This is a genomic window from uncultured Neptuniibacter sp. (genome assembly GCF_947498015.1).
Lineage (GTDB): Bacteria > Pseudomonadota > Gammaproteobacteria > Pseudomonadales > Balneatricaceae > Neptuniibacter.
The window spans coordinates 97120-119052 of sequence record NZ_CANMIR010000005.1; the positions used below are offsets into that span (position 1 = coordinate 97120).

At 49.4% G+C, this 21933-nt stretch carries 18 protein-coding genes; 15 read left to right on the top strand and 3 right to left on the bottom strand.

Annotated features, from left to right (window positions below; all coding sequences use genetic code 11):
• Positions 1-38 precede the first annotated feature (38 nt).
• The 4 genes from gltB to can all read left to right on the top strand — a co-directional run bounded on the left by gltB (position 39) and on the right by can (position 7968).
• Positions 39-4490 (top strand): glutamate synthase large subunit, encoded by a 4452-nt coding sequence (gltB, locus tag Q0882_RS08110; RefSeq protein WP_299179969.1) that lies wholly within the window; start codon positions 39-41, stop codon positions 4488-4490.
• A gap of 83 nt (positions 4491-4573) precedes the next feature.
• The gene (locus Q0882_RS08115) at positions 4574-5995 is read left to right on the top strand and encodes an FAD-dependent oxidoreductase (protein ID WP_299179972.1); all 1422 of its coding nucleotides are present in this window, start codon (positions 4574-4576) and stop codon (positions 5993-5995) included.
• A gap of 129 nt (positions 5996-6124) precedes the next feature.
• A complete protein-coding gene (gene hemE, locus Q0882_RS08120) occupies positions 6125-7192 on the top strand; it encodes a uroporphyrinogen decarboxylase (RefSeq protein WP_299179973.1) in 1068 nt (355 codons plus the stop codon).
• A gap of 47 nt (positions 7193-7239) precedes the next feature.
• Positions 7240-7968: a carbonate dehydratase gene (can, locus tag Q0882_RS08125; RefSeq protein WP_299179974.1), complete on the top strand. Its 729-nt coding sequence runs from the start codon at positions 7240-7242 to the stop codon at positions 7966-7968.
• Positions 7969-8015: 47 nt separating this feature from the next.
• Here can and Q0882_RS08130 read toward each other — a convergent pair whose 3' ends face one another.
• Positions 8016-9293 carry an aminotransferase class I/II-fold pyridoxal phosphate-dependent enzyme gene (locus tag Q0882_RS08130; protein WP_299179975.1) on the bottom strand — a complete coding sequence of 426 codons (1278 nt, stop codon included), beginning with the start codon at positions 9291-9293 and terminating at the stop codon, positions 8016-8018.
• Positions 9294-9444: 151 nt separating this feature from the next.
• Here Q0882_RS08130 and radA point away from each other — a divergent pair, with 151 nt between their 5' ends.
• On the top strand, positions 9445-10824 hold the full coding sequence (gene radA, locus Q0882_RS08135) for a DNA repair protein RadA (RefSeq protein ID WP_299179976.1): 1380 nt from the start codon (positions 9445-9447) through the stop codon (positions 10822-10824).
• Here radA and Q0882_RS08140 read toward each other — a convergent pair.
• Positions 10821-11204, bottom strand: coding sequence for a PilZ domain-containing protein (locus Q0882_RS08140; protein ID WP_299179977.1), 384 nt, complete (start codon positions 11202-11204; stop codon positions 10821-10823). The two genes, radA and Q0882_RS08140, sit on opposite strands and share 4 nt — an antisense overlap.
• Positions 11205-11420: 216 nt before the next feature.
• On the opposite strand from Q0882_RS08140, the gene Q0882_RS08145 reads away from it, so the two are divergent.
• Positions 11421-12515 carry a diguanylate cyclase gene (locus Q0882_RS08145; RefSeq protein ID WP_299179978.1) on the top strand — a complete coding sequence of 365 codons (1095 nt, stop codon included), beginning with the start codon at positions 11421-11423 and terminating at the stop codon, positions 12513-12515.
• Positions 12516-12566: 51 nt separating this feature from the next.
• On the opposite strand, the gene ettA is transcribed toward Q0882_RS08145, so the two are convergent.
• Positions 12567-14234, bottom strand: coding sequence for an energy-dependent translational throttle protein EttA (gene ettA, locus Q0882_RS08150; RefSeq protein ID WP_299179979.1), 1668 nt, complete (start codon positions 14232-14234; stop codon positions 12567-12569).
• 409 nt (positions 14235-14643) lie between these two features.
• Between ettA and glyA the strand changes: the two genes are divergently transcribed.
• The 9 genes from glyA to Q0882_RS08195 all read left to right on the top strand — a co-directional run bounded on the left by glyA (position 14644) and on the right by Q0882_RS08195 (position 21933).
• Positions 14644-15900 carry a serine hydroxymethyltransferase gene (glyA, locus tag Q0882_RS08155; RefSeq protein WP_299179980.1) on the top strand — a complete coding sequence of 419 codons (1257 nt, stop codon included), beginning with the start codon at positions 14644-14646 and terminating at the stop codon, positions 15898-15900.
• Between the two features lie 157 nt (positions 15901-16057).
• Entirely contained in the window at positions 16058-16525 is a 468-nt protein-coding gene (nrdR, locus tag Q0882_RS08160; RefSeq protein ID WP_299179981.1) for a transcriptional regulator NrdR, read from the top strand.
• Positions 16526-16531: 6 nt separating this feature from the next.
• The gene (gene ribD / locus Q0882_RS08165; RefSeq protein WP_299179983.1) at positions 16532-17674 is read left to right on the top strand and encodes a bifunctional diaminohydroxyphosphoribosylaminopyrimidine deaminase/5-amino-6-(5-phosphoribosylamino)uracil reductase RibD; all 1143 of its coding nucleotides are present in this window, start codon (positions 16532-16534) and stop codon (positions 17672-17674) included.
• Positions 17675-18343 (top strand): riboflavin synthase, encoded by a 669-nt coding sequence (locus Q0882_RS08170; RefSeq protein WP_299179985.1) that lies wholly within the window; start codon positions 17675-17677, stop codon positions 18341-18343.
• Between the two features lie 16 nt (positions 18344-18359).
• Positions 18360-19478 carry a bifunctional 3,4-dihydroxy-2-butanone-4-phosphate synthase/GTP cyclohydrolase II gene (gene ribBA, locus Q0882_RS08175; RefSeq protein ID WP_299179987.1) on the top strand — a complete coding sequence of 373 codons (1119 nt, stop codon included), beginning with the start codon at positions 18360-18362 and terminating at the stop codon, positions 19476-19478.
• A 19-nt stretch (positions 19479-19497) separates the two neighbouring features.
• The gene (gene ribE, locus Q0882_RS08180) at positions 19498-19971 is read left to right on the top strand and encodes a 6,7-dimethyl-8-ribityllumazine synthase (RefSeq protein WP_299179989.1); all 474 of its coding nucleotides are present in this window, start codon (positions 19498-19500) and stop codon (positions 19969-19971) included.
• Positions 19972-19977: 6 nt separating this feature from the next.
• Complete coding sequence (nusB, locus tag Q0882_RS08185; RefSeq protein ID WP_299179991.1) at positions 19978-20466, top strand: transcription antitermination factor NusB; 489 nt, start codon at positions 19978-19980, stop codon at positions 20464-20466.
• Positions 20467-20469: 3 nt separating this feature from the next.
• Positions 20470-21438, top strand: coding sequence for a thiamine-phosphate kinase (gene thiL / locus Q0882_RS08190; protein ID WP_299179993.1), 969 nt, complete (start codon positions 20470-20472; stop codon positions 21436-21438).
• 18 nt (positions 21439-21456) lie between these two features.
• Positions 21457-21933 (top strand): phosphatidylglycerophosphatase A, encoded by a 477-nt coding sequence (locus Q0882_RS08195; RefSeq protein WP_299179995.1) that lies wholly within the window; start codon positions 21457-21459, stop codon positions 21931-21933.

Consider the following 21933-nt stretch of genomic DNA (forward strand, 5'->3'; position numbering starts at 1 on the left):
GATATTGATTTTTAAGTATTTTTAAGTGGGAATGGCTTATGAGCAAAGGTCTTTATCGCCCCGGTGAGTTCAAAGATAACTGCGGCTTTGGCCTTATGGCACACATGCAAGGCCAGGCAAGTCACGATCTTCTGGAAAAGGCGATCGAAGCACTTGCGTGCATGACACACCGCGGTGGTATCGCTGCCGACGGAAAGACAGGCGACGGTTGTGGTCTGTTAATGCAGAAGCCTGATGGCTTCTTACGTGCTGTAGCGCAGGAAGAACTAGGCGCCGAACTGGGCGAATTTTATGCGGTAGGTATGGTTTTCCTACCACGCAGCCAAGCAGATGCTGGCAAAGCGCGTGACGCGGTTGATGCGGCAATTAGAAATGAAGGTTTGGGTGTGGCTGGTTGGCGTGTGGTGCCAACGGATGATGCCTGCCTCGGTCCTATTGCTAAAGATACACTGCCCTTGATTGAGCAGGTATTCATCACTTCGGATGGTAAGAGTGAGCGAGAACTGGCTATTAGCTTGTTCGTTGCGCGCCGTAAAGCCGAAATCGCAATGGCTGCGGAAGAAGATTTCTACATCTGTAGTTTCTCAGACAAGGTTATCTCTTATAAGGGACTGACCATGCCGGTTGACCTGCCAGTCTTCTATAAAGACTTGGCAGATCCGCGATTGGAAACTGCGGTATGTACCTACCATCAGCGATTTTCTACTAACACTGCACCGCGTTGGCCTCTGGCTCAACCATTCCGCTTCTTAGCTCATAATGGTGAGATTAATACTGTTGAGGGTAACCGTAACTGGGCGAAAGCACGTGCTAGTAAGTTCGCTACTAAGCAGCTACCAAACCTTGACGAGTTGCAGCCGATTGTAAATACGACAGGTTCTGATTCGTCCAGCATGGACAATATGCTGGAGTTCCTGTTGGTAGGCGGTATGGATATCTACCGTGCTGTTCGTATGATCGTTCCACCAGCTTGGCAGAATGTTGATACGATGGATGCGGATCTGCGTGCATTCTATGACTACAACTCTATGCACATGGAGCCATGGGATGGCCCTGCGGGAATGGTTATGACAGATGGTCGTTTTGCTGTCTGTATGCTAGACCGAAATGGTTTGCGCCCGTCTCGTTGGGTTATGACCAAGCAGGGATATATCTGTACGGCTTCTGAAATCGGTGTCTTCAGCTATCAGCCTGAAGATATTGTTGCTCAGGGGCGTGTCGGACCAGGTCAGATTCTGGCTATTGATACTGAAACAGGCGATGTGCTGCATACTCGTGATGTGGATAATCGTCTGAAATCTGCTCAGCCGTATAAAAAATGGTTGAGAGAGAACGCTCTGCGTCTTGAGCAGACTATGAGCCTCGACGAAGAGTCTAAATCATTCCGCGAAATGTCAGCGGATGAGATTAAGACCTATATGAAGATGTTCCAGGTCACTTTCGAAGAGCGAGACCAGATTCTGCGTCCACTTGGCGAAAGTGGTATGGAAGCGATCGGTTCTATGGGTGATGACAAGCCAATGGCTGTTCTGTCTCATCGTGTACGCTCGATCTACGATTACTTCCGTCAGCAGTTTGCTCAGGTAACCAATCCACCGATCGACCCGTTGCGTGAAGCGATTGTGATGTCGTTGGAGACATGTATCGGTGCTGAGCGTAATGTCTTTGAAGAGACGCCGGAACATGCCCGTCGCGTTATTCTGACAACGCCTGTACTCTCTGCCAGCAAATTTAATCGTTTGCGTGATAATCAGGAGCAGGGTTTCGACGTTGCTCAGATCGATCTGAATTATGATGCTGCGACGCAGTCGCTCGAAAGCGCTATCGAAGGTATTGCAGATCAGGCAGAGCAGGCTGTACGCGATGGTAAAGTCATCCTTATTCTTACAGATGCAGGTATTGCGCGTGGTAGTTTGCCAGTTCATGCTGCATTAGCGACCGGTGCTGTTCACCATCGCCTGCTCGATAAGGGGTTGCGTAGTGATGCGAATATCGTGGTAGAGAGTGGCACCGTCCGTGACCCTCATCATTTCGCTGTTCTATTTGGGTTTGGTGCAACAGCAGTATATCCATATCTTGCATACCGTGTACTGAATGACCTTTGTGCGGCAGGAGAGATCCAGATTGATCCTCTGCAGTCTCATGAGAACTACCGCAAAGGGATTAACAAGGGCTTGATGAAGATCCTGTCTAAGATGGGTATCTCCACAATTGCCTCCTATCGCGGTGCGCAGTTGTTTGAAGCGATCGGCCTGAGTTCGGAAGTTGTTGATCTCTGCTTCAAAGGTGTGACCAGCCGAATTGAAGGTGCACGCTTTGAAGACTTCCAGTTTGAACAAGGCTTGCTGGCTAAGGAAGCCTGGACTGCGCGCAAGCCTATTCAGGCTGGTGGCTTGTTAAAGTATAAGCATGACAGCGAGTATCACGCATACAACCCGGACGTTGTACGTACTATTCATGAAGCGGTAGAAACCGGAAGTCAGGATGCGTATCAGCGCTATGCTGACCTGGTTAATAACCGTGGATATGCGACCCTGCGTGACATGTTAGGTCTGCGTAAAGATGTGAAATCTATTTCAATCGATGAAGTTGAGCCGATTGAAAATATCTTCCCTCGCTTTGACTCGGCGGCGATGTCTCTGGGTGCTCTTTCACCTGAAGCGCATGAAGCATTGGCTGTTGCCATGAATGAGCTGGGCGGGCGCTCTAACTCTGGCGAAGGTGGTGAAGATGAGGCGCGTCATGGCACCATGAAGCGTTCTAAGATTAAACAAGTGGCTTCAGGACGTTTTGGTGTAACCCCAGAATATCTGTCTAACGCAGAAGTTATGCAGATTAAGGTTGCTCAGGGTGCGAAGCCGGGTGAAGGTGGGCAGCTACCAGGTGGTAAAGTTAATAGCCTTATTGCCCGACTACGCTACTCTGTCCCTGGTGTTACGCTAATTTCGCCACCACCGCATCATGATATCTATTCGATTGAAGATCTGGCGCAGCTGATCTTCGATCTTAAGCAAGTTAACCCTGAAGCGCTGGTATCCGTAAAACTGGTATCACGCCCAGGTGTAGGTACGATCGCTTGTGGTGTAGCCAAAGCATATGCTGACCTGATCACCATTTCGGGTTATGACGGCGGTACAGCGGCGTCACCTATGACCTCTATTCACTATGCGGGTTCCCCTTGGGAGCTGGGTCTGGCAGATGCGCATCAGTCTCTACGTGGTAACCAGCTACGTGGCTCTGTTCGTCTACAGACGGATGGTGGTTTGAAAACAGGTCTGGATGTTATTAAGGGCGCTATTCTGGGTGCTGAAAGCTTCGGCTTCGGAACCATGCCTATGGTAGCCCTGGGTTGTAAGTACCTACGCATTTGTCACCTGAATAACTGTGCGACCGGTGTTGCCACTCAGAATGATAAGCTTCGAGAAGAGCATTTCCGTGGCACAGTTGAGATGGTTAAGAACTTCTTCCGATTTGTCGCTCAAGAGACGCGTCAACTGATGGCACAGTTGGGTGTGCGCACAATGGAAGAGCTGGTGGGTCGTGTTGATCTGCTGGAGGTACTTGAGGGTGAAACTTCACGTCAGAAGAATCTGGATCTGTCTCCGATTCTGGCATCTGCTGGTGAGGAGTTCCCTAATACATGTCAGGTTGAACGCAACGAGCCATATGATACGGCAGAGCTGAACACTCAGATGATTCAGCTCGCACAGGCTGCAATCGAAGGTAAGCAGGGCGGTGAATGGGAGTTAACCATTACCAACTGTGACCGTTCTGTAGGTGCGCGTACCTCCGGTGCTATTGCAAAAGCGCATGGCAACCTGGGTATGAATGACAAGCCGATCACCTTTAAGTTCAAAGGGCACGCAGGTCAATCTCTGGGTGTTTGGAACGCGGGCGGACAGAATCTGTACCTTGAAGGTGATGCTAACGATTATGTTGGTAAAGGTATGGCTGGCGGTAAGATTGTTATCCGTCCATTTGATGAAGTTACATTTAAATCAAATGAAACTTCTATCATGGGTAATACCTGTTTGTACGGCGCTACTGGTGGTAAGTTGTTTGCTGCGGGTCAGGCGGGTGAGCGTTTCGCTGTCCGTAACTCCGGTGTACATGCCGTTGTCGAAGGAGCGGGTGACCACTGCTGCGAATATATGACAGGTGGTATGGTGACTGTCCTTGGTCCGACTGGCTATAACTTCGGTGCAGGTATGACCGGTGGTTTTGCTTATGTGTTGGATTTGGACAACAGCTTTGTGGATAAGTACAACCACGAGCTGGTAGAGATTCAGCGCATCCACACTGAAAATATGGAAGCTTATAAAAATCATCTGCGCTCAGTGATCATCGAATTCACTAAGGAAACAGGTAGTGCTTGGGGTCAGGAGATTGTTGATAATCTTGATGACTTCATCGGTAAGTTCTGGCTGGTTAAGCCTAAAGCTGCAAGCTTGAATGACCTGTTGGTAAATATCCGTACGCGCCCTGAGTAACAGAGTGTACGTAAAGCAGATGAAGAGTAATTTGCAGCTGCCTTAGCCTTGTTTAAGGTAGCTGCCATTAAGAGGTGAGGATTATGGCTGACCGTTTAAATAACGATTTTCAGTTCCTCGATGTAGGCCGCAAAGGGCCTCAGAAAATTGATGCACAAGTTCGCAAGCAGGGGTTTGGTGAGATTTATGAGCCCTTTGAAAAAGAGAATGCATCTGAACAGTCACACCGTTGCTTAGAGTGTGGTAACCCATACTGTTCATGGAAGTGCCCAGTGCATAACCACATTCCGAACTGGCTGAAGCTGATTTCGGAAGGCAATATTATTGAAGCCGTAGAGTTGAGCCACCAGACTAACTCTCTACCTGAGGTGTGTGGTCGGGTTTGTCCACAGGACCGCTTATGCGAGGGGGCTTGTACCCTGAACGATGGTTTTGGGGCTGTGACAATCGGTTCGGTTGAAAAGTACATCACAGATACCGCCTTTGCGATGGGGTGGAAGCCTGATATGTCTCAGGTGCCACAAACCGACAAAAAGGTTGCAGTCATTGGAGCGGGTCCTGCTGGCTTGGCTGCTGCAGATATCCTAGTCCGTAACGGTGTTAAGCCTGTTGTGTTTGACCGTAATCCTGAGATCGGTGGACTGCTGACTTTTGGTATTCCAGAATTTAAATTGGAAAAGGATGTAATGTCTCGTCGCCGTGAAGTGTTTACGGAGATGGGAGTTGAATTCCAGTTAAATACGGATGTCGGTAAAGATGTTCAGATGCAGGATCTCATCGATCAGTATGACGCTGTTTTCCTGGGAATGGGTACTTACACCTACATGAAAGGTGGTTTCCCTGGAGAGGAGCTGGATGGCGTTTACGATGCTCTGCCTTTCCTGATCTCCAATGTGAATAACTGCCTGGGATTCGATCAGGATGAAAACGGTTTCATCGACATGAAGGGTAAAAAGGTTGTTGTTCTCGGCGGTGGCGATACTGCGATGGACTGTAACCGCACCTCTATCCGTCAGGGTGCTGACTCAGTAATCTGTGCGTACCGTCGTGACGAAGCGAACATGCCAGGCTCTAAACGAGAAGTAGAAAATGCTCGTGAAGAGGGTGTGCAGTTCCAGTTTAACCGTCAGCCTGTCGAAGTTGTGGGTGAAAACGGTAAAGTTACGGGTATCAAGGTCGTCAGCACTCAGATGGGTGAACCTGATGAGAATGGTCGCCGTCGTGCAGAAGTGGTTCCTGGCTCTGAGGAAGTACTAGAAGCAGATGCGATTCTGGTTGCATTTGGTTTCCGTCCAAGTCCAGCGCCATGGTTCGCCGATTTCGGTATCGATCTGCACGAAGATGGCCGGGTCAAAGCGCCTGAGCAGCATGCCTACCCATTCCAGACAACCAACGAGAAAGTGTTTGCCGGTGGTGACATGGTTCGTGGTTCTGATCTGGTGGTGACAGCGATAGCTGAAGGCCGTAAGGCGGCTGAAGGGATTCTTGACTACCTGGAAGTATAATCCGGTACATTGATATTAAAGGCCGCCTCAGCGGCCTTTTTTATGGTCTAAAGAGGGCACGCATTTCTGTGCAGAAATCGCTAGAATATGCGCAATTTATTTTTGACTGAACAGATGGCTGAATAACCCATGGCTGAATTAAAAAATGATCGTTTTTTGCGTGCGCTATTGCGTGAACCTGTAGATGCAACACCGGTATGGATGATGCGACAGGCGGGGCGTTACCTTCCAGAGTATCGTGAAACACGCGCACAGGCTGGCGACTTTCTGAGCTTGTGTAAAAATAAAGAGCTGGCATGCGAAGTGACGATTCAGCCTTTAGAGCGTTATGACCTGGATGCCGCTATTCTTTTCTCTGACATTCTTACAATCCCTGATGCGATGGGGTTGGGATTGTATTTTGAAGTGGGTGAAGGCCCTCGATTCAAAAAGATTATCCGCACCGAGAAGGATGTGGCTGATCTGCCTGTTCCTGATGCGGCGAAAGATCTTGATTATGTGATGAATGCGGTTAAAGAGATCCGTCGTGAACTCAATGGTCGTGTTCCTCTGATCGGGTTCTCTGGTAGTCCGTGGACGCTGGCAACCTACATGGTTGAAGGTGGATCCAGCAAGGATTTCCGTCATATAAAACAGATGATGTATGCCACACCAGAAATCATGCACGCGTTGCTTGATAAGCTGGCTCAATCAGTCACAACCTATCTGAATGAACAGATTCTAAGCGGTGCTCAGGCTGTTCAGATCTTTGACACATGGGGTGGTGCACTCAGTGGTCCATGTTATGAAGAGTTCTCGCTTAAATACATGAAACAGATTGTGGATGGTCTGATTCGAGAGCGCGATGGGCGTAAGGTCCCTGTTATTCTCTTTACCAAGAATGGCGGTCAGTGGTTGGAAAAAATGGCGGAAGCCGGTTCAGATGCGCTAGGACTGGACTGGACAACTGATATAGGCAATGCACGTAACCGCGTTGGCGATAAAGTTGCTCTGCAGGGTAATATGGATCCGAGTGTGCTATATGCGCCGGCTAGCCGTATTGAGCAGGAGGTTGAATTTATCTTGGGCCAGTACGGTCATGGTGCAGGTCATGTATTTAACCTGGGCCATGGTATTCATCAGTTTGTGGACCCGGCTCAGCCGAAAGCATTTGTCGATGCGGTGCATGAATTAAGCGCCAAGTATCATCAATCCTGAAATCTTATATAGAGGGCGATTGCCCTCTTTTTGCAAAAGTAATAACCATGAAAAGGCTAACAGAATTACTAGAAAAGAATCGTGAATGGGCGGATAAGATTAATCAGGAAGATCCGCTTTTTTTCGAAACCTTAGCGCAGCAACAGGCGCCTGAGTATTTGTGGATCGGCTGCTCCGATAGCAGGGTTCCCGCCAATGAGATCGTTGATATGCTGCCCGGTGAGCTTTTTGTCCACCGAAATGTGGCCAACGTTGTCGTACACACCGATATGAACTGTCTCTCGGTAATACAGTACGCTGTAGAGGTGCTCAAAGTTAAACATATCATGGTCGTTGGGCATTATGGCTGCGGAGGTGTTGCGGCTTCCATCGAACAAGAAGCGCATGGGTTGATCGATAACTGGCTGCGGAATATTCGCCGTGTTTTCCAGAAGCATAGTGATTTTCTCTCCGTCTGGGATCACTCTCATCAGCAGTTGGATCGTCTGTGTGAGCTCAATGTAATTGAGCAGTCAGTCAATGTCTGTGAAACCACCATTGTTCAACAAGCTTGGGAGAATGGTCAGGATCTGACCGTTCATGGTTGGATCTATGGATTGAGTGACGGTCTTGTTAATGATCTTGAGTTCAATGCGTCAGGAATCGCCGAGGTAGAGGAACAATATCAGTTGGCGATGAGCAAGATGAATAAGCTTCGAGAGTTGGCTGAGGCATCTGATAAAGGGCAGCAGAGTCCCCGAAGCCTCTGGGATAAGGTTAAGTCTATCTTCAACTAAAAAAGGCCGCATTGAATGCGGCCTTTTTGCTGTATTAAGCAGAATAATTACTGTTTGACAGCTGCCAGAGCCTGGTCAAGATCGGCCAGAAGGTCATCAATATGTTCAATACCGACCGATAAGCGAACCATCTCAGGTGACACGCCCGCAGAGGCAAGCTCTTCATCGTTTAGCTGACGGTGAGTTGTCTCGGCTGGAATGGAAGCAAGAGATTTACAATCACCAATATTGACCAGTCTCAGGAAGATCTGCAGTGCATCGTAGAACTTACGTGTACCTTCACGACCTGATTTTACGCCAAAGCTGAGGATGCCAGAGGCTTGGCCGTCCATATATTTTTTCGCAAGGGCGTAGTCTTTGTGGCTTTCCAGGCCAGCATATTTAACCCATTTGACCTCTTCATGGTTTTCCAGGAACTGAGCAACTTTCTGTGTGTTCTCATTAATGCGTTCCATGCGCAGCGCAAGTGTTTCCAGCCCCTGAAGCAATAAGAATGCGTTCATCGGGCTGAGGGCTGCACCCATATTGCGCAGTGGAACTACTCGGCAGCGACCAATAAAGGCTGCTGGACCAAAAGCTTCAGTGTAAACAACGCCGTGATAAGAGACATCAGGAGTATTGAGCAGAGGGAAACGTTCAGCGTTGTCAGCCCAGGGGAAGTTACCTGAATCGATAATTACGCCACCAATGGAATTGCCGTGTCCGCCAATATATTTTGTAGCCGCCTGCACGACGATATCTGCGCCATGTTCGATTGGGCGCCACATTGCCGGGCTGGGCACTGTGTTGTCTACAATTAGTGGAATCCCGTTGCGGTGTGCAACTTCAGCGAGCTTTTCAATATCAGCAATTCCGCCGGATGGGTTACCAACTGATTCACAGTAAATACCTTTTGTACGTTCATCAATCTGAGCTTCAATCGCAGCAAAATCATCTTTATTGACGAAGCGGCATTCGATGCCCTGTCGTGGAAGAGTGTGTGCGAACAGGTTGTAGGTGCCACCGTAGAGTTCGCTGGTTGAGATAAAGTTATCCCCAGTTTCTGCCAGTGTCTGGATGGTGTAAGTGATCGCGGACATACCAGAGGCGACAGCCAGAGCAGCGATACCGCCCTCCATCTCAGCAACGCGTTTTTCCAGAACGTCAGTCGTTGGATTCATGATGCGTGTATAGATGTTGCCTTGTACTTTCAGGTCAAACAGATCGGCACCATGTTGAGCATCATCAAAGGCATAGGATGTAGTCTGATAGACCGGTACAGCAACTGATTTTGTGGTTGGGTCTGGCTCGTATCCACCGTGGACTGCTACGGTTTCCAGTTTCATATGACATCTCCTTTGATGTTCGGGAATACCCTGAATATTTTTTGTTAGAGGGTCGATTGTAGTCCAATCATAAAATAAAAAAAGAGCTGTAGGTTATAAGGTTTAGGTTGGGTAGAATTTATCGGATCAGGAACCGGTTCGGAGTGACTTAATGGCGCGGCAGAAAACAGCCTACGTATGTAATGACTGTGGAGCAGATTATACCAAGTGGCAGGGGCAGTGTACCGCTTGTAACGCCTGGAATACCCTAGCTGAAGTTCGTTTGGCGTCAGCTAAAACAGCCTCAAGTGAGGCGCGAAATGTCAGATTTGATGGCTATGCCGGCGGTGCGGGTAAGCAAGCGGTTGTCAATCTGTCGGATGTCGCTTTGGAGGCGATGCCGCGTTTCTCATCCGGGGCGGGCGAATTGGATCGTGTGCTTGGTGGTGGATTGGTGCCTGGTTCTGCGGTCTTGATGGGGGGGCATCCTGGTGCAGGTAAAAGTACCCTGTTGTTGCAAACTATGTGTTATCTGGCTGCGCAGATGCCGGCGCTATATGTTACGGGGGAGGAGTCTTTGCAGCAGGTTGCCATGCGGGCTAACCGTCTGGGGCTGCCGACAGATAAGTTGAAGATGTTATCTGAAACCAGTGTTGAGACTATCTGCGATGTTGCACAGCAGCTGCAGCCGAAGGTAATGGTGATCGATTCGATTCAGGTTATGCACATGGCTGAAGTTCAGTCTGCACCGGGGTCAGTGTCTCAGGTAAGAGAGTCTGCAGCGTATCTGACTCGATATGCTAAGCAAACGGGAACGGTGCTGTTTCTCGTTGGTCATGTCACCAAAGATGGCAGTTTGGCGGGACCTAAGGTGCTGGAGCATATGATCGACTGCTCTTTACAGCTTGAAGGATCATCAGACTCTCGTTTCCGTACCCTTCGTTCTCACAAAAACCGCTTTGGTGCGGTGAATGAGCTGGGGGTCTTTGCGATGTTGGAGCATGGACTGAAAGAGGTTAAAAACCCAAGCTCTATTTTTCTTAGTCGGGCAGAAGGCCCGAGCCCCGGTAGCGTAGTCATGGTGGTATGGGAGGGGACCCGTCCTCTCTTAGTTGAAGTGCAAGCATTGGTTGATCAGTCACATATGAATAATCCAAGGCGCGTGGCGGTCGGGTTAGAGCAGAATCGGATGGCGATGCTGTTAGCTGTACTTCATCGTCACGGTGGTTTGATGACGGGTGATCAGGATGTTTTTGTCAATGTGGTGGGAGGGGTCAAAGTACTTGAAACCAGCGCGGACCTTGCATTGTTGATGGCTGTTGTATCCAGTTTTCGTGATCAATCATTACCGCATGATCTGATGGTGTTTGGTGAAGTGGGTTTGTCCGGTGAGATCCGCCCGGTCCCCAATGGACAGGAGCGAATCCGTGAGGCGGCGAAGCATGGCTTTAAGCGCGCAATAGTTCCTAAAGGGAATGTGCCTAAAGAGTCGTTACAGGGAATGCAGATTGTACCGGTGACGACCCTTTCAGAGGCATTAGAAGCGCTTTAGTTGGTGGGCTTGTCTACAAAAAGGTGGTCAAGTTCCCGTTCGAGTAGCTCCTCATCGCCCAGATTCAATTCGACCAGACGGCGCAATAGTGTCAACGAATCCAGATCAAGATTTTCGATCAGGAAGCCATATTCCTGTGCCTGATCATGGGCTAAGGTGCAGGGGGTTCTTATGGTGATGTCGTCACCGAGAAGGTGGATGACGGCAGTAACCTGATCGCCTTTTTTAAAAGGTAGAGTCTGATCAGATTTAACCAGAATGCCATTAAACGAGATGTCATGTAGCTGAACATCCCAGCTTCCCCCTTCACTAACCAGCTCGGTTTTTGCATCAAAGTCGATACGTGTAAAACGGCGGCGTTCAATCTCTGTGTTTGTCACAATGCAGGTTCCTGTTATTTAACAGTTGCTTGACCATCTTAGTATAGACCGCAGACTAAAATAAACAGCCAAGCTTAAATTTGTACTAGGCTTATGCATGCTTGCAAGCATTTTTTAAACAAGGTTTGTTGTGAAGTCTGAGCTGAATCAACACCTTTTTATCCAAAAAACGATAGTATTTAACACCCTAACAATAATAACGAACCGAATACACTTATGCTTTTTGATACTCTGCTTGATCTCTCTAGTGGGCGTCGTCACTCACGTTATTTTAATCAGACGCGTAGTCACTATCTCTACCGACGTATACGTGTTATCGCACTTATATTGGCGCTGATTCAGCCAGCCTGGCTGTTGGTTGATCTTATCCTACTGCCGGAAGATATGGTGCAGTCAATTATGATTGCGAGGGGCAGTGCCGCGTTCGCCTGCCTGCTGCTGGCAGTATCCAGCTACAAACGCTACAGCTTAAAGTTGGCACAGTTGCGTCTGGTGTTGCTGGTTCTGATTTTGTCTGTGTTTCAGACCATATCAAGTTCCCTGCTGATCGCCGAAGGTTATTCCACCTCGGTAGCGGGATATCACTTCTTCCCCTTTATGATCATCACGATGATGGCCATTTTTCCGCTGTCTATTCTGGAGGTGGTAGGGTTTACCTGTTTCATATTGGCGATAGAGCTGGTGACTCAGTTTTTTCGTCAGACCGTGGGGATGGTTGGTTCTGTGAATAACCTGTGGCTGCTCACTGTGTTGGGTGGGATTGCGGGTTGGGCGGCAGTCAATCAGTTGAATATGTTGTTGGGGCTTTATCGTCAGGCGACACGGGATCCGCTCACCGGTCTGTCCAACCGCAGGCAGGCGATGGATCAGCTGTCTGGAGATATCAATTTAAGCAGGGAGCAGCAGCAACCGCTGAGTGTTCTGCTGTTTGATCTGGATAAATTTAAAAGTTTCAACGATACCTATGGTCATGCTGCAGGTGACATTGTCTTGCAGCGGTTCGCCAAGGTGATGCGTCGTCAGGCGCGTAAGCGTTTAGATCTGGTCTGCCGTTATGGGGGTGAAGAGTTTCTGATGGTTCTGCCGGGCATGGATCGACAGCAGGCGGGTGAGGTAGCGGAGCGCATCAGATTGGCTTGTCATGATGAGCAGATTAAAACCCCATCTGGGGAATCTATAGGGTTCTCAACCAGTATCGGTGTGGCTGAGCTGGAGGAGCAGGACTCGATTGATTCTCTTTTGCAGCGCTCGGATGATGCGTTGTATGAGGCTAAAGGGCTTGGCCGAGATCAGGTGAAGATCGCTGCATAAATCATAAAAAAGCCGAGGCATCTGCCTCGGCTTTATCAGGTAGCGGTTTATTTATCCCAGATCTGTCATACGCTTGTACTTGATACGCTCTGGCTGATGTTCTTTGCCGTAGCGGCGCTTGTAGTCAGCCTGGTACTCAGTGTAGTTTCCTTCGAAGAACTCAACCTTCGATTCGCCCTCATATGCCAGCATATGCGTACAGATACGGTCAAGGAACCAACGGTCATGGGAGATCACTACTGCGCAGCCAGGGAATGCAAGCAGTGCTTCCTCCAGTGCACGAAGTGTTTCGATATCCAGATCGTTGGTCGGCTCATCAAGTAGCAGTACGTTGCCACCCTCTTTCAGCAGTTTGGCCATATGCAGACGATTACGCTCACCGCCCGATAGGTCCTTAACGAATTTCTGCTGATCACCGCCCTTAAAGTTGAAGCGCCCACAGTAAGAGCGAGATGGTGTGGTGTAGTTACCGACAGTGATCATATCCTGGCCATCTGACAACTCTTCGAAAACAGTTTTGTCACCATTCAGATCACGCGACTGATTAACGTATGCAAGTTGTACCGTTGAACCGATCTCGATCTCACCCGCATCAGGTTGTTCTTCACCTGCAATCATACGGAACAGTGTGGATTTACCCGCACCGTTACCGCCGATGATGCCGACAATAGCGCCCTGAGGAATGGAGAAGCTAAGATTCTCAAAGAGTACCTTGTCGCCGTAAGCTTTGCTGATGTTCACCGCATCAATAACCTTGTCACCAAGACGGGGTCCTGGTGGGATGTAGATCTCCTGAGTCTCGTTGCGTGACTGGAACTCTTTGGAGTTCATCTCTTCAAACTGCTTCAGACGTGCTTTCGATTTTGACTGACGGCCTTTAGAGCCTTGGCGAACCCACTCAAGCTCAGAAGCGACGGATTTACGGTGAGCAGCTTCCTGTTTGGCTTCCTGCTCCAGACGAGCCTCTTTCTGCTCCAGCCACGAGGAGTAGTTGCCTTCGTATGGTATGCCGCGACCACGGTCTAGTTCCAGAATCCAACCAGCTGCGTTATCGAGGAAGTAACGGTCATGGGTGATTGCTACGACAGTGCCCGGGTATTCCTGAAGGAAGCGCTCAATCCAGGCGACTGACTCCGCATCCAGATGGTTGGTAGGCTCATCCAGCAGCAGCATATCTGGTTTGTCCAGAAGCAGGCGACAGAGAGCGACACGGCGCCGCTCACCACCGGACAGGTGCTTAACTTCAGCATCCCAGGCTGGCAGGCGCATCGCATCGGCTGCACGCTCCAGTGCTGTATCCAAATTGTGGCCATCTTTCGCCTGAATCAGGTTTTCGAACTCGGCCTGCTTCTTGGCTAGCTCATCAAAGTCTGCATCTGGCTCTGCATATGCAGCGTAAACAGCTTCCAGGCCATCCAGTGCTTCTTTTACATCGGAAACCGCTTCTTCAACGATCTCGCGTACGGTCTTTGTTTCATCCAGCTCAGGTTCCTGAGGCAGGTAGCCAACATTGATACCGGGCATTGGACGTGCTTCACCGATAATATCAGTATCAAGTCCAGCCATGATTTTGAGCAGGGTTGATTTACCCGCGCCGTTTAGACCCAGTACACCGATTTTGGCACCGGGAAAGAAGGAGAGAGAGATATCTTTTAAAATTTCGCGTTTAGGTGGAACGACTTTGCCAACGCGATTCATGGAGTAAACGTACTGAGCCATGCAGTAACCTGTCTTGTATGTCAGAAATTAATAGAGTGATTTTAGCTGAAAGCGACTATCAATGGCTATCTCGATCCCAATCAATCTTGCAGGGAGGCATGAGTGCAAACTGGTTTAGGTTTTAAATTAAAGCTGCCGGAATCTGGTACATAACGGCCTAAAAGACTCCGGGTTTAAGTTGAGTTGCTTTAGAGAGCCGAGATAAAGCCAGAGAGGAAGCTGAAGGCTTAATTAATTGAGTAAAATTGAAGCAGTTTTGAGGCGGTTTCAAGTGTAACCCCGAAGATGTTTCGCTATAATACGCGCTTTCCCAATTCCCACATGGTTCTACGCTGGAAATATCTGGCGGCTCTGCCGTTATTTTGCAGCTGAACAGGGTCCACATTGTATTCAGGGGACAGAAAATCCAATGTTTAGCAAAGATATGACTATCGCCGATTTCGACGCTGATCTGTGGTCTGCCATGCAGGCTGAAGCTGTACGTCAGGAAGAGCACATCGAACTGATCGCGTCTGAAAATTACACAAGCCCTCGCGTGATGGAGGCTCAGGGTTCTGAGTTGACCAATAAATACGCTGAAGGTTACCCAAGTAAGCGCTACTACGGCGGTTGTGAGCACGTTGACGTAGTTGAAGATCTGGCGATTGACCGTGCTAAAGAGCTGTTTGGTGCAACTTACGCAAACGTTCAGCCTCACTCCGGTTCGCAGGCAAATGCTGCTGTATACATGGCGCTATGTAAGCCGGGTGATACGGTTCTGGGTATGAGTCTTGCTCATGGTGGTCACCTGACTCACGGTGCATCTGTATCTTTCTCTGGTCGTATCTACAATGCTGTACAGTACGGTTTGAACCCTGAAACAGGTGAGATCGATTACGCTGAAGTCGAGCGTCTGGCGGAAGAGCATAAGCCAAAAATGATCGTAGCCGGTTTCTCTGCATACTCTCGTGTTGTTGATTGGCAGCGTTTCCGAGATATCGCGGATAAAGTGGGTGCTTACCTGTTTGTCGATATGGCACACATTGCGGGTCTGGTTGCTGCGGGTGAATACCCATCACCCATTCAGATTGCGGATGTTGTAACGACTACAACGCACAAAACACTGGGTGGCCCACGTGGTGGTCTGATCCTGTCTGCACGCGCTGATGAAGATCTGCAGAAGAAGCTCAACTTCGCTGTTTTCCCTGAATCACAGGGCGGTCCACTGATGCACGTGATCGCGGCAAAAGCGGTTTGCTTTAAAGAAGCGATGGAGCCAGAGTGGAAAGCGTATCAGGGGCAGGTTGTTAAAAATGCTCAGGCGATGGCTGAAACGTTCAAAGCGCGTGGTATCAAAATTGTTTCTGACGGTACAGACGATCACCTGTTCCTGGTAGATCTGATCGGTAAAGAGTACACAGGTAAAGATGCAGACGCGGCGCTGGGTCGTGCAAACATCACCGTGAACAAAAACTCCGTACCAAATGATCCACGTTCTCCGTTTGTGACTTCTGGTCTGCGTATTGGTACACCCGCTGTGACACGTCGAGGCTTCAAAGAAGCAGAAGTGACTGAGCTGACTAACTGGATCTGTGACGTGCTGGATAACATCGACAACGATGAAGTGATTGCACGTGTTAAAGGTCAGGTTAAAGAGATCTGCGCCCGTTACCCTGTATACAAGTAATCCAGGGTAATCTGGCTGTAAGTTACAGCTGGAAAAATGTACAATTCTCAGGCGGCCAATTAGGTCGCCTTTTTATTCCTTGGTGCTCAATGTGCAGGAATAGTTTCTCGCTCTTTATTTTCGGGGATAACCCGCGCTCTTTATGTAGGAAAAGTTGATGCATTGTCCGTTTTGTAATGCCAATGAAACCAAAGTTGTTGACTCTCGCCTTGTGGCTGAAGGTCAGCAAGTACGGCGTCGTCGTGAGTGTATCAACTGTAATGAGCGATTCACTACCTATGAAGCAGCTGAGCTTCTGATGCCTCGCCTGATTAAGGCAGATGGCTCCCGCCAACCGTTTGACGATGAAAAACTGCGTGCCGGAATCCACCGGGCCCTGGAAAAACGCCCTGTCTCAATAGAAGAGTTTGAAGCCAGTATCAGTCGGATTAAACACCGCCTGAGAGCGACCGGTGAGCGAGAGTTACCTTCGCGGCAGGTGGGTGAAGAGGTGATGGCGGAACTGCGTAAGCTGGATGAGGTGGCGTATGTTCGGTTTGCTTCTGTGTATCGTAGTTTTCAGGATATTAATGAATTTAAAGCTGAGATCGACCGCTTGTCTGAAGAGCATGAGTCTGAAGGGTAACGACGAATGACCTCATCAGTATGGAGTGCGGCTGATCGTTCCTATATGGCAAGGGCTATACAGCTTGCTAAACAGGGCTTATATACCACTCAGCCAAATCCCAGAGTTGGTTGCGTCCTGGTTAATGACGGGAAAGTTGTAGGTGAGGGGTTTCACTACCGTGCAGGTGAAGGGCATGCTGAAGTGAATGCCATTGCTGCGGCAGGCCATCTGGCGCAGGGAGCGACCGCCTATGTGACATTGGAACCCTGCAGTCACTACGGTCGTACACCTCCCTGTGCTGAGGGCCTAAAAAGTGCAGGTGTTAAGCGAGTCGTCTGTGCGATGGTTGATCCCAACCCGCAGGTGGCTGGTCGAGGCCTGGCTTTGCTACGTGAGGCTGGCATAAAAGCCGAGTCAGGTTTGTTGGAAAGTGAAGCACGTGCATTAAATCCGGGTTTTATCAAACGGATGGAGCAGGGGGTGCCGTTTGTCCGGGTTAAGATGGCTGCCAGTCTGGATGGTCGAACAGCAATGGCCTCTGGCGAATCACAGTGGATTACAGGGCCTGATGCACGTAGTGAGGTTCAGCGGTTACGTGCTCAAAGTGATGCAGTATTGACGGGAATCGGGTCTATTCTGCAGGATGATTCAGCTTTGACCGTGCGTGCGCAGCAGTTAGGGATAGACAATGCAGAGGAGATCGCTCAGCGTCAGCCGCTACGTCTTGTGCTTGATTCCACGTTGAGAATGCCTCTGGATGCTAAAATATTACAGCAGCCAGGACGTACGGTAATCGTCACGGCCAGTGAAAATAAAAGCCGTATTGAAGCTCTGCGAGAGGTAGGAGCAGAACTCTTATTGATGCCCGAATCTAAGGGGCGAATAGAGTTGCGACCTTTGTTAAGCTGGTTGGCCGAAACTGAACAGTGTAATGAGCTTCTGGTTGAGACAGGGGCTACATTAGCGGGTGCGTTTATTGAGCAGAAGCTGGTGGATGAGATTCAGTTGTTTATGGCGATGAAATTGATGGGTAGTGATGCCCGGCCTGTGTTCTCATTGCCGTTGAATGCGATGTCGGAGCAGATAAATTTAACCTTGCTTGATAGTCGCATGCTGGGTCAGGATCTCAAATTAACATTGAAGCCGGTTGATGGAGAGATGCAGTAGATGTTTACCGGAATTATTGAAGCGGTAGGGGCCATTGCAGGTATTGAAGAGCAATCCGGTGATATGCGTCTGTATGTGCGTACCGGATCGATGGATCTGTCAGATGTGAAACTGGGCGACAGCATCGCGACCAATGGGGTTTGTTTGACTGCGGTTGAGTTACCTGGAGATGGTTTTGTGGCTGATGTTTCCTGTGAAACACTGGCGCATACCCGTTTTCATACCTTAACGGTGGGCGAAGAGGTAAACCTTGAAAAGGCTCTGATGCCCACTAGCCGATTGGGTGGTCATATTGTAACCGGCCATGTTGATGGCTTAGGTGAGATTGTCGAGCGCAAAGAGGATGCCCGGTCGATTCGTTTTAGTGTTAAAGCGCCTGCGAATATTCAGCGCTATCTGGCCGCCAAAGGGTCAGTGACGGTCGATGGTATCAGTTTGACGGTAAATGCCATTGACGGAGATAGGTTTGAATTGAATATTGTGCCTCATACGGCGCAGGAAACGATTATGACTGACTATGTACCGGGTCGCATGGTTCATCTTGAGGTGGATATTATTGCACGCTATCTGGAACGATTGATTGGTCATGATCAGGTAAAAGATAACAACGAGGAGAGCGGTCAGGGGCTTACTATGGAGACTCTGATCAGCCACGGATTTAACCGCTAACGACGGTACAAATTTAATGAAATTAAATACACCCCAAGAACTGATTGAAGATATTCGTCAGGGTAAAATGGTCATCCTGATGGATGATGAGGATCGTGAGAATGAAGGCGATCTGGTCATCGCTGCGGAGATGGTCCGGGCTGACGATATCAATTTTATGGCGACACATGCACGCGGTCTGATCTGCCTGACACTGACGCGAGAACGCTGTGAACAGTTAAATCTGCCTTTGATGGTACAGAGCAACGGTGCACAGTTTTCGACAAACTTTACCCTTTCAATCGAGGCCGCAGAGGGTGTAACTACCGGTATCTCTGCTGCGGATCGTGCGCATACGGTACGTACAGCAGTTAAAGCGGATGCGAAAGCGGAAGATATCGTTCAACCAGGCCATATCTTTCCACTGATGGCGCAGCCTGGTGGCGTACTTAGTCGCGCAGGCCATACTGAAGCGGGTTGTGACCTGGCACGTATGGCTGGGTTTACACCTGCAGCTGCGATTGTCGAGATTATGAATGATGACGGCACTATGGCACGTCGTCCGGATCTAGAAGAGTTTGCGCAGAAGCATGACCTGAAGATTGGCACCATTGCTGACCTGATCCATTATCGGACAGCAAATGAGCATACTGTTGAGCGTGCTGAAGAGGGAGTGATGGCAACTGAATATGGTGAGTTTGGTTATATCACCTATCGTGATGAGATTCAGGGTTGTACTCATCTGGCCATGACGCTGGGGCAGTTCAAGGCGGATGAGCCTACGATGGTGCGTGTACATAACCGTAATGAAGTACTCCGTGATGTCGTAGGTGCAGTAGCCCCCGGTGAAGAGCCAAAGTGGACCATGCGTAAAGCGCTGGCGAAAGTGGCAGCTGAAGGCAGCGGTGTTGTGCTGTTACTGGATACCGGTGAACGTATTGATATGGGTGAATCGGTTGATCTGATGCTCAATGGTCGTCAGAAATCTAAAGTTAATGTGAGCGCTTCAGGTGCCTACCTGACCGTAGGAACGGGTTCGCAGATTCTGCGTGATCTGGGTGTTGGTAAAATGCGCCTGCTGAGCTCTCCAATGAAATTTAATGCGATCTCCGGTTTTGATCTGGAGATTGAAGAATATATTCCTTGTGAAGAATAACTGGATCGGTATTTAAATCATGACTGTTAAAACCTTTGAAGGTGATTTTGTAAATGCGGACGGTAACTACGCAATCGTAGTAGGCCGCTTTAATGCATTTGTCGTAGAAAGTTTGCTGGAAGGCGCTATTGATACACTGAAGCGCCACGGTGTAAATGAAGAGAATATCCGTGTGATCCGTGTTCCGGGCGCATTTGAGATTCCACTGGCTGTTAAGCGTGTTGCAGCACAGAAAAAAGATGATGCGATCATTGCGCTGGGTGCCGTTATTCGTGGTGGTACTCCTCATTTCGAATATGTATCTGGTGAAAGCTCAAAAGGGGTTGCGCAGGTATCTCTGGATTATGATCTTCCGGTTGCTAACGGTATTCTGACGGTCAACAGCATAGAACAGGCGGTTGAGCGTTCAGGTACCAAAATGGGTAACAAAGGTGCCGAAGCGGCTCTCTCAGCACTTGAGATGGTTAGCCTGCTGAAGCAGCTTGAGGTTTAAGCGCAGATGAGCGACAACGAAAACAGATCTGCTGCAAAGAAAAAGAAACCATCTCTGACCTCTCAGCGTCGGAGTGCACGTAGCTTTGCTCTGCAGGCTTTGTATTCCTGGACTTTGGCGGGTCAGCCACTGCATGAATTGGAAGCGCAGTTCCGCGTGGATAATGATATGCGCGATACTGATGTCCGACTCTTTTCTGAGCTTCTGCAGAATATCGCAGCTTCGAAGAGTGAACTGGATGCGTCATTCACCGACTTTCTTGACCGTCAGGTAGAGGAGTTGGATCCGATTGAGCTTAATGTATTGCGAATTGGTGCATATGAGCTTTCTAAGCGGATGGAAGTGCCTTATCGTGTGGCTATCAACGAGAGCGTCGAGCTGGCGAAAAAGTTCGGTGCAACCGACAGTCACCGTTATGTGAACGGCGTTCTGGACAAGCTGGCACAGCGTGTTCGTATGGCTGAAATTCGCGAAAAGCGGGAAGGTAAGTCCTGATCTATGGCGCTTGGTGAATTTGATCTCATTAAGCGCTTTTTTGCGCAGGTTTCAGAGGCATCTTCGGATGCTTCTGTTGCTTTGGGTGTTGGCGATGATTGTGCGCTTTTAGATCTGCAGCAGAACCAGCAGCTTGCGGTTTCTATCGATACCATGGTGGAGGGCACTCACTTCCTACCCGGGACACCTGCTGATCTGATCGCTTCCCGATTACTGGGTGCCGCAATCAGTGATCTTGCCGCCATGGGGGCTACACCAGCATGGCTGACTTTGGCATTGACCCTGCCCGGTGTGGATATAGAGTGGCTGGAAGCGTTCAGTCAAAGGTTAGCGGAGCTATGTCGTGAACACAGTATCGCCCTGATTGGTGGGGATACGACTCGTGGCCCGTTGACCTTGTCTGCTCAGGTACATGGTTTTGTACCGACTGGTCAGGCCTTGTGTCGAGGCGGAGCAACATCTGGAGATCTGATCTGTGTCAGTGGTTCTCTGGGGGATAGTCGTGGCGGCCTAGAAGGCCTGCTTAGCGGCTTTGAGTGTGAGACTCATGCTGAATATCTGCTGGATCGGTTTTACTCACCACAGCCTCGCTTGATACTGGGGCAGTCTCTAATCGGTAAAGCCAGTAGCTGTATCGATCTATCGGATGGTTTGCTTTCAGATCTGGCGCATATCCTGATGGCCAGTCAGGGGTATGGTGCGAGGCTCCAGTTGGAAGCACTACCAATATCTGAGCAATTACTCGCCACGTTTGGTGAGGAGCAGGCGCGTCAGTGGGCGTTGACCGGGGGAGAGGATTTTGAACTCTGTTTTACCATTCCCGCCGATAAATTACCTCTCCTCGCTGATCTGCCCGTAGCGGTATCCGTGATCGGCAAAGTCACTGATGAACCTGGCATACAGCTATTCTTGCGGGGAGAGTCCTGTCAGATTAGTGGTACTGGGTACGATCATTTCATGCAGAACAGTTGAGTATTATTAGGAAGTGTTGTGAATAAAGTCCCTGCAAGTGTCTGGAAAAACCCGATTCATTTTCTTGCGTTCGGATTGGGGAGTGGGGCAGCGCCCTGGGCGCCTGGTACTTTCGGTACTGCAGCGGCCGTAATCCCCTATCTGTGGTTTCAGTATCTGGCTCTGCCAGCTTATTTAGTTATGCTATTGATCACGACACTGATCGGAATCTGGCTCTGTGAGCGTACCTCAAAAGATATCGGTGTGCATGATCATGGAGGGATCGTTTGGGATGAGTTTGTGGGCTTCTGGCTCACCATGACTTTGGCTCCCTCCGGGTGGGAGTGGATTCTGGCCGGCTTCGTACTGTTCCGAATTTTCGATATTCTGAAACCCTGGCCGATCAAATGGGCCGATCAGAAGGTGTCGGGTGGGTTTGGTATCATGCTTGATGATCTATTAGCTGGCATCTATGCCGCGATACTCCTGCAGATAGGTGCTGCGCTCTGGTTCTAG